Source organism: Nitrosomonas eutropha (genome assembly GCF_003201195.1).
In the GTDB taxonomy this organism is placed as follows: domain Bacteria; phylum Pseudomonadota; class Gammaproteobacteria; order Burkholderiales; family Nitrosomonadaceae; genus Nitrosomonas; species Nitrosomonas eutropha.
Map to the genome: position 1 here is coordinate 22,887 of NZ_QICQ01000018.1, position 12,713 is coordinate 35,599.

Sequence of the window (12,713 nt, forward strand, 5' to 3'; positions counted from 1 at the left end):
ACCCGCACATAACTCCAATTATGTCGGATATCACCACACTCGACGATGCGCGCTACCAGGAATTCATTCTACAAGGCGTATCACGCACTTTCGCGCTCACTATTCCTCAATTGCCGCCAGCATTGCGTGCAGTGATAGGAAATGCCTATCTGTTATGTCGCATTGTCGATACAGTTGAGGATGATAGCGCCCTCACATTGGAGCAAACACGCGAACTGGCTGGAATGTTCACCGAGGTCGTCAGCGGTAGCATCGAAGCTGAAATTTTTGCACAAGCCCTGTACCCTCTACTTTCAGAACACACTATTCCAGCAGAGCATGATCTCATCAAGAATACCCCTGCCGTCATACGAATGACACACAGCTTCAATTCTGTGCAGCGCCAGGCGCTGGAACGCTGTATTCGTATCATGGGGCAAGGAATGGCCGCATATCAGGAAAAAGAATCTTTGGCAGGCCTTGAAAACCTGGCCGAGATGGATCTTTATTGCTACCACGTTGCCGGTGTGGTTGGTGAAATGCTGACTGAATTATTCTGTGATTACTCCCCAGAAATCAATCAACATAAATCGACCCTGATGAAACTGGCTGTATCTTTTGGTCAGGGATTACAGATGACCAATATTCTGAAAGATATCTGGGAAGACAGAAAACGAGGGGCATGCTGGTTACCAAGAGATATTTTTCTGGAAGAAGGGTTTGATCTCGATAATTTACAACCAGGCCGTTGCGCGCAAGGTTTTCATGATGGACTGGGTACCCTGATTGGTATTGCAAAATCACATCTGCACAACGCGATGATCTACACCCGCCTGATCCCATCGCATGAAACAGGGATACGCCGCTTCTGTCTGTGGGCAATAGGTATGGCTGTACTTACTTTAAATAAAATTAATAACAAGCGTAATTTTACTGCTGGGGTACAGGTAAAAATTTCTCGCAGGAGCGTCAAAGCAACCGTTTTAATCACCAGCCTTCTGGCCAGTCAGGATTGGGCACTTAGAAAGGTTTTTTCAATATCTTCCAGAAAGCTGCCGGAAGTACAAATTACTGAATTATAAAGCCGAAACAATCTCGTCATTAAATCGCTGAAGCGCTTTAAGCGGATCTGGTGACCGGGTAATCGGCCTGCCTATAACAAGGTAGCTAGCCCCGTTCCGTATTGCCATAGTCGGCGTCGCAATCCTTGCCTGATCATCCCTATTATCATTTGATGATCGAATACCGGGAGTTATCAGCCAGAAATCCTTACCTGCCTTCTCTCTCAGACTGGCTGCTTCCAGCGCCGAGCAAACCACACCATCCAAACCACAGCGCTGTGCAAGCAGAGCCAGTCGCTGCACGATAATTTCCGGCGAGCCAGATATGCCTAGCTCACTTAAGTCATCATGATTCATACTGGTAAGCAAGGTTACAGCGATGAGTCTGGTTCTCTTTCCATCCAACGCCTGCCGGGCAGCAAGCAACATTTTGCTTCCTCCCAGCGCATGTACATTGATCATCCATACACCCAAACTAGACGCAACACTACAGGCCGCCGCAACAGTGTTCGGAATATCGTGAAATTTCAAATCAAGAAAAACATCAAAGCCCAGTCGCATCAATTTCTCGATCAGCTGTGGACCTGCCAGGGTAAAAAGTTCTTTCCCAACCTTAATCCGACAAAGTCTGCTATCCAGCGTGGCTGCAAAATTCAACGCCGTGCCTTGGTCAGAAAAATCCAGTGCGACGATAATACGCGAATCATTCATACAGCCAGTAATATCAGGGTTTCCTACGGATTTTTTTAATGAGACAGGATAAATACCCGAATAGGGCACCTGCTGCGAAACAGAGGAAAAGCACGACTACTACAGGGACTTCCCATTCCATTCCAAGATAATAGTGTATTGTCACCCTCTCGGAATTCTTGACAGCAACACTGAGTAGAAACAAAAAAACAATCAGGCGTACAAGGGTCATAAATATGTGCATTTCTTCTGATTCAACTCAGAAAAGTAAAACAAAGGAAGACACGAGGTCATAAAGACCCTGTAGCAACTCCGATTAGTGTTCCCGGAAATACCCATAAAATCAACCTAAAGCCGCTCTCTCACTTATTTATCTGATTGCAACATACTCGGAACACCTGCCTATTCCAAGTAATCACGCAGGAAAGCGTGATCAGTAATTCACTGATTTCCGAGCATATTGTAGATTTACGCAACAAAAATCGGAAAGAAATGAGACACGCTTTCTTCTGGTGCAACGTTATTTTCAAGAGACACGGATTTCTAGCCTGTAGCCTGATCAAGCAGGTTATGCTGTTTATGGCTGGAATCAATCAGTTCTCGCATTTTTTTACCTGCCTTGAAGTGAGGAACATATTTCTCCGGCACATGAACCTTTTCACCTGATTTAGGGTTGCGCCCGACACGTGAAGGCCTGTAATTTAGATCGAAACTGCCAAATCCACGAATCTCGATACGTTCCCCTCTGGCAAGGCTTTTCGCCATTGCATCCAGAATAATCTTGACGACTAATTCTGCATCCTTTGCCAGCAGCTGAGGAAAGCGTTCCGCCAGCTTGGAAATCAGTTCGGATTTCGTCATGGCCAGCTTTTATTCTTCTGAAGATTTACTATCAATCTTGGCTTTAAGTAATGCACCCAGATTAGTAGTACCCGCACTGGCTGGAGATGGAGCCAGCGATCTGATCGCTTTATCTTCTTCCTCCTGGATCCTGGCTTTAACTGACAAACTGATACTTCGGCTCTTACGATCAATATTAATAATCGCGGCCTCAAGCTCATCCCCTTCGTTAACACGAGTACGAATATCTTCGATCTTGTCACGAGAAAATTCAGAAGCGCGCAAATAACCCTCTACATCATCCGTCAGTGCAATAACGGCACCCTTGGCATCCACAGATTTCACGGTACCCTTGACAAGGCTGCCTTTATCATGCGAAGCGACATAAATATTAAAGGGATCACCTTCCAACTGTTTGATACCCAAAGAAATACGCTCTTTTTCTACATCGATGGACAACACTACAGCTTCCACCTCATCACCTTTTCTAAATTCACTGATTGCTTTTTCACCTGTCTGAATCCAGGAAAGATCGGACAGATGTACCAAACCATCAATATTCCCTGGCAACCCGATGAATAAACCGAAATCTGTAATAGATTTAATTTGACCAGTAACTTTGTTGCCTTTTTCATGACTCAGTGAAAATTCTTCCCAAGGATTAGGTTTACACTGTTTCATGCCCAGTGAAATACGCCGACGATCTTCATCAATCTCAAGAATCATGACTTCGACTTCGTCACCCAGCTGCACAATTTTGGACGGATAAACATTCTTGTTGGTCCAGTCCATTTCCGAGACATGCACCAAGCCTTCGATACCCTGTTCAATTTCAACAAAGGCACCATAATCAGTCATATTGGTAACTTTGCCGAACATGCGCGTACCTTGAGGATAACGCCTGGAAAGGCCAATCCACGGATCCTCCGTGAGCTGTTTCAGTCCCAGGGACACACGATTTTTTTCCTGATCAAATTTCAGGATTTTGGCAGAAACTTCATCGCCAACATTGATAACTTCAGTTGGATGTTTGACACGGCGCCAGGCAAGATCGGTAATGTGCAACAATCCATCAATACCACCCAGATCGACAAATGCACCGTAGTCCGTAATGTTCTTGACAATCCCTTGGACAACCGCCCCCTCCTGCAAACTGGCCAGCAACTCATCCCGGTCTGCTCCTTGAGTCTCTTCCAGCACCGCACGCCTGGATACAACCACGTTATTACGCTTGCGATCAAGCTTGATCACCTTGAATTCCATTTCCTTGTTTTCATAAGGTGTCATGTCTTTAACCGGACGGATATCCACCAGGGAACCTGGCAGAAAAGCACGAATACCATTGATTGTGGCTGTTAACCCGCCTTTTACTTTTCCGTTAACCATGCCGGTAACAATTGTGCCTTTTTCCATGGCATCTTCCAGCTCATACCAAGCATTCAGGCGCTTTGCCTTATCTCTCGACAATCGGCTTTCACCGTAACCATTTTCAAGCGCTTCAATAGCAACACTGACAAAGTCGCCCTCATGAGCCTCAACCTCGCCCCTGTCATTCTTGAATTCTTCAATCGGGATATAGCTCTCGGATTTAAGCCCTGCATTAACCACAACAAAGTTGTAATCAACACGAATAATTTCAGCAGTAATTACTTCACCCACACGCATTTCCTTATGCGAAAGGCTCTCATTGAAAAGTTCGGCAAAGCTTTCTGTAGAATCCGCTACACTGGTTGCAATAGTCATTTAAAAAATACCCGATCGTAAACAATTCCCCTCTAAAAAACAAAAGGGGACAGGTTGGTTGGTTAATAAAAATAACAACTGAAAAACTTAAATTCCAAAGTCACTCAATACTACCGGAGTCAGCATACATACCCAATACCTTGCCGACAACCTGATCTATATTGAGGCCAGTTGTATCCAGCAAACGTGTATCTTCACACTGTTGCAGTGGCGACGCAACACGCTTGCTGTCACGCTCATCACGCTCGCGAAGAGCCAGGACAAGATGCGCGATACTAGCATTTATTCCCTTCTCCATCAACTGCTTATGACGCCGACGCGCGCGCTCTTCTTCATTGGCAGTAAGATAAATTTTCAAAGTGGCATCAGGAAAAATGACTGATCCCATGTCGCGTCCGTCAGCCACCAGACCCGGTAGTTTACGGAGATCCCGCTGACGCTCCAGCAGTTCCACTCTGAGCGCAGAATATTGTGCGATTTTAGAAGCATACTCTCCGCATGCTTCTGCGCGGATCTCATCACTTACATCTATCCCGTCCAGCCTGATTGATGAATCTGCAAAAGACACATCCAGACTCCGGGCAATACCAACCACTCCTTGCTCATCACCGGCATCTACACCGCGCTTCATGGCAGCCAGCGCCACCAGACGATAAAGTGCACCGCTATCAAGATAATGAAACCCGAGCGCCTGTGATACAAGACGGGCGATTGTACCTTTCCCTGATGCGGAAGGACCATCCAGTGTAATTACCGGAACATATTGATTTTTCATGGTTCACTCGATCCAAGCAAGATACTTCCGGTATTTAAATTGTTGCTTGTGAAATTTGGGTTCAATACACTTCTGGAAATTATTGGTGTGTAATGGCTGTGAATTTTTCAAAATAATCCGGGAAAGTTTTAGCTACACAATGTGGGTCATTGATGCGCACCGGTGTACCCAAAGATATCAGGGAAAAGCACATCGCCATCCGGTGATCATCGTAGGTATCAATCACAGTATTGGCCACCAAAGGGTCGTCCGGCGGCGTAATCCGCAGAAAATCATCACCAGATTCCACTTGAGCACCCAGCTTGCGAAGTTCTGTTGACATCGCAGTGATCCGGTCTGTTTCCTTGACCCGCCAACTCGCTATGTTCCTGAGCGTAGTCGTCCCTTGCGCAAACAATGCGGTTGTAGCCAGTGTCATAGCAGCATCAGGGATATGATTACAATCAAAATCAATCGCCTTTAAAACCTTGCCGTCAGATCTGCAGCCTGGAGCACTGGATTCTATCCAGTCACTCCCCATTTTGATGCAAGCCCCCATCGCTTCCAGCGCTTCAACAAAGCGGATATCTCCCTGACAGCTATCGCGTCCTACGCCATCAACACGCACCGGGCCACCTGCTATAGCTCCGGCAGCAAGAAAATAGGAAGCAGACGACGCATCCCCTTCAACAACGATCTTTCCCGGGCTGTGATAAATCTGATTCCCTGGCACGATAAAACGCAGCCAGGATTCCCGTTCAACCTGCACGCCAAAATAGGCCATTTGCGCAATGGTGAGTGTTACGTAGGGTTGTGAGATAAGTGTACCGTTGACAATGATGGTTGCTGGTTCACCAGCCAGAGGCAACGCCATCAGCAATCCACTGAGAAACTGACTGGAAATATTTCCATTGATAAGAATATCAGCTGGGTGGATTGCAGCCGGATGGATCTCCAATGGGGGAAAATGCTCTCGCTCAAGATAGGTAATTACAGCCCCAACTTGACGTAACGCATCCACTAAATCGCCAATCGGCCGCTCATGCATGCGTGGCACACCTGAAAGATGATAATGACCATGCATCAATGACAATACCGCAGTTAACGGACGAAAGGCTGTTCCGGCATTACCCAAAAACAGATCAGCTTCCTTTACGGAAAATCTCCCACTGCACCCCGTTATCAGATACTGATCTTCATCAGTGCGGGTAACAGCTACCCCAAGCATCTTCAGAGCATCCAACATCCGCCCGGTATCATCGGATTCGAGCAGATTACTGATCGTTGTAGTGCCTTCAGCAAGTGCAGACAACAGAAGAACACGGTTAGAAATACTTTTCGAACCCGGCAAACGTACCTTACCTGCTGCACAACGAACCAGAGGAAGATCAAGCCATTCCATAAGCTAGCGACCTTCTGCCAGTAAAAGGCAGGAATCAATCAAAACATAATGATTTCTTTTCATTTGTTCAACAATAATTGATCCAGCTTCGTGAATCATCTTCAAATTAGGCAAATGTACATTAAAGTGGTAATTCTGTTTTTAGATTATCCAGCCGAATTTATACCCACTTTAAGCCCCGGATATTTTTTGTACCGATAATCCTTACTGAATGAACCTATCTGTAAATTAACAATTTACATCTGTCACCGAAACATTAACGCAACCGACTCTACTAAAGCCACCTCAGATCAAATACAATACAACCCTTATTCTTATAATAACTTTATTCATATTCAACGAGGTTAACTGATGGAAGATACTGCACCGATAGCCAACTTGCTTTATTCGATACTGGCCCTTCCGATTGCCTTTATGGTTCTCTATTGGGTTAAAATTCGCAAAGACCGGCACCGCAATGAATCGGGAGAAATAGAATACAGGAGCCTGGGACACGCGCTATCTTTCTTCGTAGTCGAAGGACTTGCGCTGGTAGGCAGCCTGTCCATCCTTATCACCGCTGTTTCAGGCATCGTTCGCTATATTATTTATATATATGGCTGATCTGACGTCTGTTCCGGGAACACAAAAAAACGAAAGGTATCTACCGGTCAGATCAAGAAGCTGCTTTACCGGTTTCCGGAACAGCGTCAGCACGCTTGCTCTTCACTTTTTTCTGCTCAAACTCAAATCCGATCTTGCCTTCCGGCCCTACAACTAGGTAAGCAGAAAAAGGCCGCCCTTTCTTGGAAATAAATCCTGTCAGCAAATCGGTTCTGCCCGTCTGAAGCAGTTTGATCACCTGTTCCGTATCGATAGCGCGATTCAGAATAATTTTTCCAGTTCTGAAACTGCAGGAAGGGCTTGGCCCTACCGCCTTTTCACAAACATAAAATAATTTGTGTTCATATACAGAATGTCCACACTGAGGACATTTTCCAAGCACTTGCTGTGCCGAAAAATCAACTTCCTCTTCTGTTTGGGTGGCTTCGTTGCCAAAATCAAACTTCATTTCATGATCATCTGTCAACCTGACAAGGGCGTTGAATGCACGTCCCATCTTGCTGCGAAAGCCTGACAAAGGACCAACCTCGCGGGTGGAAATCAGCGTTTCCATTTCATTCACCTCGAACTGCCGCCCTGCCAGATTCTTCCACAATGCAAAATCACATTGCTGACATTGAAATTTTTTATAGGTTTCCTTTATTACGCCACTGCATTTAGGACAAGGTACCTGGAGGGTTGCAAAATCTCCGCTGATAGTCTTACCTCGATGATTTTTAGCTTGCTCGACGATATGACGAGTCATCGTAGCAATCTTCTCCATGAAGACATCACGCTTAAGCTGGCCCTGCTCAATTTGACGCAACTTGAATTCCCAGTCTCCGGTCAACTCGGGTGAAATCAGCTCGGAAACCTTGATTCCCCGCAACAAAGTCACTAACGAGAATGCTTTGGCTGTCGGTTGCAACTCCCTCCCTGAACGCTCAACATAATTTTCATGAATCAGGCCTTCTATGATGGCAGCACGTGTAGCGGGTGTACCTAACCCTTTAGTACTCATGGCTGCACGCAACTCTTCATCTTCCACCAGTTTTCCGGCACCCTCCATCGCGGATAACAACGTGGATTCGTTATATCTGGCAGGGGGATGCGTTTGATTGGCAACTGCAGTTACTTCCTGGGCTAGAACCGTTTCGCCCGGTGTCACTGCCACCAGCACTGACTCTTCTTCCTGCCCCCGGACAGATTCCACCTTGCCATAAACAGTCTGCCAGCCAGCATGCACCAAAACCTTACCTTCCGTTTTAAAAGGCTCATCTTCCACCCTAGTAATGCGGGTTGTAACCAAAAACTCGGCTGCCGGGTAGAAAATTGCCAGAAACCGTTTGGTCACCAGGTCGTAGAGCTTCTCTTCCGCCTCATTGAGTTTTTTTGGAACCAGCGCTGTAGGGATAATTGCGAAGTGGTCTGAAACCTTTGCATTATTGAAAATCCGTTTGTTCGGTTTTACCCAGTCAGATTTTAAAATCTGACTGGCAAACTGATCATAATGTGATTCTTTCAGCGCCTGCAGCGTATCCTTGACTGTTTCCGAATAATCTTCAGGAAGTGCACGCGAATCAGTACGAGGATAAGTTAGCACCTTATGTTTCTCATACAAAGCCTGAGCAAGTCCTAACGTCGTTTTGGCAGAAAAACCAAAACGGCTATTGGCCTCCCGTTGCAGACTGGTCAGATCGTATAGTAAAGGACAGTTCTCCCTGGTCGGTTTGCTTTCTTCGGAAACAATCCCGGTTCGCCCATCGCATTTATCCCGAATCGCTTCAGCTCTGGCATGATCCCAAATCCGATCCGCCCTGGATTCAGATTCATCCTTACGCTTGCTAAAGCTTTCATCAAACCATTTTGCTTTATAGGAACCATTTTCTGCCTGAAAAACAGCATGAATCTCCCAATAGTCCCTGGCCACAAACTTCTTGATCGCCTCTTCTCGTTCAACCAGTATGGCCAGTGTAGGCGTTTGCACACGCCCGACTGTCGTTTTATGAAATCCGCCTTCCTGCGAGTTGAATGCAGTCATGACACGCGTGCCATTAATACCTACTAGCCAATCCGCTTCAGAACGGCTAACGGCCGCATCTGCCAAAGGCTGCACTTCGCTATCTTCCAGCAGATTTGTAAAAGCTTCCCGTATGGCCACGGGTGTCATAGATTGCAACCACAAACGTTTAATCGGTTTTTTGCTGCCAGTATGACGCACGATATAACGAAAAATCAGTTCACCTTCACGTCCTGCATCGCATGCATTAATTAACACATCAACATCTTTGCGCTTGATCAGCTTGCTCAACAGCTTGAGGCGATCCATGGTTTTCTCGATCGGAGCAAGATCAAAGCGTGGAGGAATAACGGGTAAATGATCAAAACTCCATTTCCCTCGCTTAACCTCATATTCCTCCGGGACAATTAATTCCAGCAAATGCCCGATTGCGGAGGACAAGACATATTCATCACTCTCGAAATAGTCACCCTGCTTGGTAAATCCGCCCAGGACACGCGCTATATCATTAGCAACAGAAGGTTTCTCGGCGATGATTAGTTTTTTACTCATAAGGTACTTATAAACTGCTATAGACACAATGAACAACTGACACACGGGCTACGTCAGCCGATCAAATCATCCGGTCTCCTGGCTGCCGGTCATGAACGGGTTGGATGGAAAGAGTATCTGCAAGGCATTAGTGCCGCTGGTGGGAATCACTGACTACAAATAATTTTTCGATGGTATTGCTGTCGGCCAGCTGATTCTGGATCCAAAGATCAAACAGCACCACCAGTTTTATCTTTTCCACGCTGGAAGTATCACCATCCATGCGGATGACCCGATCGATTAACAATTCACGTTGCAGCGGATTAATGACACCAGCCTGTTCAAGAAAGAAAATGAATCCGCGTCCTTCCGTATCAATAATCTCCATCTCTTCTTTTGTAAAATGGCGCATTGAATTGCTTTCAGCCAGCCCAGCCAGATAACCCTCCGTATCGTGATGAGAAAATTCGGACAACCAGTCAAGTGCCAGCGTAATTTCTTCGTCATCAAAGCCCGCCATGGTTAATTTCCGGGTCAACGTAGCAGAATCCGGATAGTTTCCGGTATCGAAGTAATTTTCAAACAAGTACACAAGAATATCGAACATAGCCCACCCTGCAACCTCAAATTAAAATTACTACAAGACACCTTAAACAGGGTAACGAATTACCACCAAACACTCAATGAATCAACGAACACGTTGGTATCTTCCTCCAGGAAGACTACCAATCTTACCTTCCAATTCCAAGATCAGTAGCATGGCGGATACCGCCTCAACCGTCAAGCCACTGCGTATGCAAAGCGTATCAATATCGATGGAATCATAGTCAAAATATATTAGTAGCCCGGTATCATCAATACAATCACTACTTGCATCTACCAATCCACCCGTTTCATTATGATTAACCGGAGCAGCTTCAATTTGTTGTATCGGCTGATGATTCAATTCATCCAGAATATCCTGGATATTCTCAACCAGTTTCGCGCCCTGTTTAATCAACGCATGGCAGCCTTTTGACAAAGGAGAATGGATAGAACCGGGTATGGCCATCACATCACGCCCTTGCTCCAGCGCCAGCCTGGCAGTAATGAGTGACCCACTATACAACGTAGCTTCCACAACTAAACATGCATGACACATACCGCTGATGATACGATTTCTGCGCGGAAAATTTTTGCTCATGGCGGGCACCCCCAAGGGAAACTCGGAAATCAGAGCACCCTCATCTGCCAGCTTATGAGCAAGTTCACGATTCTTGGAGGGATAGACCAGATCAAGTCCGGTGCCAACAATAGCCATGCTGGAAGATGCACCGCGCAGCCCACCCTGATGGGCCGCTGTATCAATACCTTGCGCCAGACCACTGATCACACAGAATCCTGCGTTACTGGCAGCCTCGGCAAAAGCATCGGCATTTGCAAATCCCTGTGGCGTTGCATTGCGACTGCCGACTATTGCCAGGGCCGGTCGCGCCAGAAATTTCCGCTGGCCTTTAAAATACAGGATTGGAGGGGGATCAGGAATATTGAGCAGAAGTCCTGGATAATCCGGATCTGCTAACGTAATCAGTGAATTAAGCGGGTCTTGCAGCCATTCAATCGTTTTGGCAAACTTATCCTCATCCACTTTGCGCTGAAAAATACTGGTGGCAACTGTTTTTTTTACGACACCTTCAAGCGCACGCTGATTTGCAGCAAGCACCTCAGCTGGATCGCCAAAAGCGACCAGCAATCGGCGCAAGCTTCCACTCCCTACACCCTCTGTCAGGCCAAGGCGCAGCCAAGATTCAATATCCCGGTCAATCTGCATAGAAAAAAGAACTCATCCCGATAACAACTTTAAACAACTGAAAAGCTGTACTACAAAAATTAACACGCGGGCGAGTATAGTAACTTTGCACCACCTTGTCAGGGTGTTTTTACAACATCCACCACCTTGATTGACCGGGTACTCTGCATAATCAGCGCATAGGAAACTGTATCAAATACACGGAAAACCATCGCTAAACCCACCCGCTCATCAGGCAAACCAATCTGCTTTCCCTCATGCGACCGAATATTGTTCTCGTGATAAACAGCCAATACATGCCCCGGTTCAATTCCACTGTTGCTCCCCAGATTAAGCGTAACAATCATATTCTCGCCAATTTCATTCACTCCACCATAAACTGAAATGATTCGACCGACCACGGAAAAATCAGGGGCATGCGGCAAGTAATTATCTATTTTTGCCGATGAAAGCGGAAGCAGACGATCGCCTTTCAGAATTTCCTGTACCGAACGGGAAATTATTGCGGTACTGATAGCTGCAAAATCAGTAATTTCAACAGTCCCCAGATAAACTGCTTCATAACCCAGGATGCGATTATCGCGATCAGGATCAGTTAATGCCTTCCCGTCACGAAATACCTGCCAGATTACACCCTGATCAACGGGCAGATCACGTATATAAATTTTGTCACCGGTGCTCAGAATCACCCGATCATCACTTGCTCCTAAAATAACAGGGGCTCCATCCAATCTACCCTTTTCGATTACCAGTGGTTGACTTAGAAAAGGTTCTATTTTCTCAGCAGGAATACCAGGAATGGCCCGCACCGCTGACTTCTCAACGCGAATCCCGGGAGAAAGCCGGACGGTACCTTTTTCACTTGCCATTCTCAGGCGGCTGCCATACAAAGTATTTTCCACAATGATGACATCTCCTGGATAAATCCGATGCGGATTCCTGATCTGCTCACGGTTCATCCGCCAGATTTCAGGCCAGCGCCACGGCTCTCTGAGAAACCGGGAAGCAATGCCCCAGAGCGTATCACCGGGAACAACCTGGTAATGCTCAGGTGCATTCTCTCGCAATCTGGTTTCACCAGCCGCAGAAGACAACCCGGAAAACAGGTTGATAAACAAAATCGCAGATATAATTGTCAAAGTACGCATAAGGGTTCTTCATCTCCATCAAGGTACCCGGAAAAGTAAAGTTATTTTGTTTGTTCCGGACGAACCACAAAATCACCAGACTGGACAGAGCACCGGATTGATCATAAAAATTGACCAGTGCACAATGATAGAACCTTCCCCAAAACTCCAGTATTTGAACTATGCAAATTTGTT

General features: G+C 46.2%; 12 protein-coding genes. 2 read left to right on the top strand and 10 right to left on the bottom strand.

What is annotated here, in order from left to right; translation table 11 throughout:
* Positions 1–20: 20 nt before the first annotated feature.
* Positions 21–1,061: a phytoene/squalene synthase family protein gene (locus C8R14_RS07780; RefSeq protein WP_011633523.1), complete on the top strand. Its 1,041-nt coding sequence runs from the start codon at positions 21–23 to the stop codon at positions 1,059–1,061.
* Here C8R14_RS07780 and pyrF read toward each other — a convergent pair.
* The 6 genes from pyrF to aroA all read right to left on the bottom strand — a co-directional run bounded on the left by pyrF (position 1,056) and on the right by aroA (position 6,469).
* A complete protein-coding gene (pyrF, locus tag C8R14_RS07785; RefSeq protein WP_011633522.1) occupies positions 1,056–1,751 on the bottom strand; it encodes an orotidine-5'-phosphate decarboxylase in 696 nt (231 codons plus the stop codon). The two genes, C8R14_RS07780 and pyrF, sit on opposite strands and share 6 nt — an antisense overlap.
* Before the next feature lie 13 nt (positions 1,752–1,764).
* Entirely contained in the window at positions 1,765–1,974 is a 210-nt protein-coding gene (locus C8R14_RS14385) for a LapA family protein (RefSeq protein WP_074684678.1), read from the bottom strand.
* Between the two features lie 299 nt (positions 1,975–2,273).
* Positions 2,274–2,591 carry an integration host factor subunit beta gene (locus C8R14_RS07795; RefSeq protein ID WP_011633521.1) on the bottom strand — a complete coding sequence of 106 codons (318 nt, stop codon included), beginning with the start codon at positions 2,589–2,591 and terminating at the stop codon, positions 2,274–2,276.
* 9 nt (positions 2,592–2,600) lie between these two features.
* Positions 2,601–4,313: a 30S ribosomal protein S1 gene (gene rpsA, locus C8R14_RS07800; RefSeq protein ID WP_011633520.1), complete on the bottom strand. Its 1,713-nt coding sequence runs from the start codon at positions 4,311–4,313 to the stop codon at positions 2,601–2,603.
* A gap of 100 nt (positions 4,314–4,413) precedes the next feature.
* Positions 4,414–5,088, bottom strand: a complete 675-nt coding sequence (cmk, locus tag C8R14_RS07805; protein WP_011633519.1) for a (d)CMP kinase — start codon at positions 5,086–5,088, stop codon at positions 4,414–4,416.
* Between the two features lie 79 nt (positions 5,089–5,167).
* On the bottom strand, positions 5,168–6,469 hold the full coding sequence (gene aroA / locus C8R14_RS07810) for a 3-phosphoshikimate 1-carboxyvinyltransferase (protein ID WP_011633518.1): 1,302 nt from the start codon (positions 6,467–6,469) through the stop codon (positions 5,168–5,170).
* A gap of 351 nt (positions 6,470–6,820) precedes the next feature.
* On the opposite strand from aroA, the gene C8R14_RS07815 reads away from it, so the two are divergent.
* A complete protein-coding gene (locus C8R14_RS07815) occupies positions 6,821–7,072 on the top strand; it encodes a hypothetical protein (protein ID WP_011633517.1) in 252 nt (83 codons plus the stop codon).
* A gap of 52 nt (positions 7,073–7,124) precedes the next feature.
* Here the strand turns inward: C8R14_RS07815 and C8R14_RS07820 are convergent, their stop codons facing one another.
* The 4 genes from C8R14_RS07820 to C8R14_RS07835 form a co-directional block, all read right to left on the bottom strand.
* Complete coding sequence (locus C8R14_RS07820; RefSeq protein WP_110332593.1) at positions 7,125–9,623, bottom strand: DNA topoisomerase III; 2,499 nt, start codon at positions 9,621–9,623, stop codon at positions 7,125–7,127.
* A 127-nt stretch (positions 9,624–9,750) separates the two neighbouring features.
* Positions 9,751–10,209 carry a Smg family protein gene (locus C8R14_RS07825; protein ID WP_011633515.1) on the bottom strand — a complete coding sequence of 153 codons (459 nt, stop codon included), beginning with the start codon at positions 10,207–10,209 and terminating at the stop codon, positions 9,751–9,753.
* Positions 10,210–10,290: 81 nt separating this feature from the next.
* The gene (gene dprA, locus C8R14_RS07830; protein WP_011633514.1) at positions 10,291–11,412 is read right to left on the bottom strand and encodes a DNA-processing protein DprA; all 1,122 of its coding nucleotides are present in this window, start codon (positions 11,410–11,412) and stop codon (positions 10,291–10,293) included.
* Between the two features lie 98 nt (positions 11,413–11,510).
* Positions 11,511–12,539: a LysM peptidoglycan-binding domain-containing protein gene (locus tag C8R14_RS07835; RefSeq protein ID WP_011633513.1), complete on the bottom strand. Its 1,029-nt coding sequence runs from the start codon at positions 12,537–12,539 to the stop codon at positions 11,511–11,513.
* Between the last annotated feature and the right edge of the window lie 174 nt (positions 12,540–12,713).

What these genes read in the sequence shown, in the direction of transcription:
- C8R14_RS07780 (WP_011633523.1), top strand. Translation starts at nt 21, where the DNA reads ATGTCGGATATCACCACACTCGACGATGCGCGCTACCAGGAATTCATT.
- pyrF (WP_011633522.1), bottom strand. Translation starts at nt 1,751, where the DNA reads ATGAATGATTCGCGTATTATCGTCGCACTGGATTTTTCTGACCAAGGC.
- C8R14_RS14385 (WP_074684678.1), bottom strand. Translation starts at nt 1,974, where the DNA reads ATGCACATATTTATGACCCTTGTACGCCTGATTGTTTTTTTGTTTCTA.
- C8R14_RS07795 (WP_011633521.1), bottom strand. Translation starts at nt 2,591, where the DNA reads ATGACGAAATCCGAACTGATTTCCAAGCTGGCGGAACGCTTTCCTCAG.
- rpsA (WP_011633520.1), bottom strand. Translation starts at nt 4,313, where the DNA reads ATGACTATTGCAACCAGTGTAGCGGATTCTACAGAAAGCTTTGCCGAA.
- cmk (WP_011633519.1), bottom strand. Translation starts at nt 5,088, where the DNA reads ATGAAAAATCAATATGTTCCGGTAATTACACTGGATGGTCCTTCCGCA.
- aroA (WP_011633518.1), bottom strand. Translation starts at nt 6,469, where the DNA reads ATGGAATGGCTTGATCTTCCTCTGGTTCGTTGTGCAGCAGGTAAGGTA.
- C8R14_RS07815 (WP_011633517.1), top strand. Translation starts at nt 6,821, where the DNA reads ATGGAAGATACTGCACCGATAGCCAACTTGCTTTATTCGATACTGGCC.
- C8R14_RS07820 (WP_110332593.1), bottom strand. Translation starts at nt 9,623, where the DNA reads ATGAGTAAAAAACTAATCATCGCCGAGAAACCTTCTGTTGCTAATGAT.
- C8R14_RS07825 (WP_011633515.1), bottom strand. Translation starts at nt 10,209, where the DNA reads ATGTTCGATATTCTTGTGTACTTGTTTGAAAATTACTTCGATACCGGA.
- dprA (WP_011633514.1), bottom strand. Translation starts at nt 11,412, where the DNA reads ATGCAGATTGACCGGGATATTGAATCTTGGCTGCGCCTTGGCCTGACA.
- C8R14_RS07835 (WP_011633513.1), bottom strand. Translation starts at nt 12,539, where the DNA reads ATGCGTACTTTGACAATTATATCTGCGATTTTGTTTATCAACCTGTTT.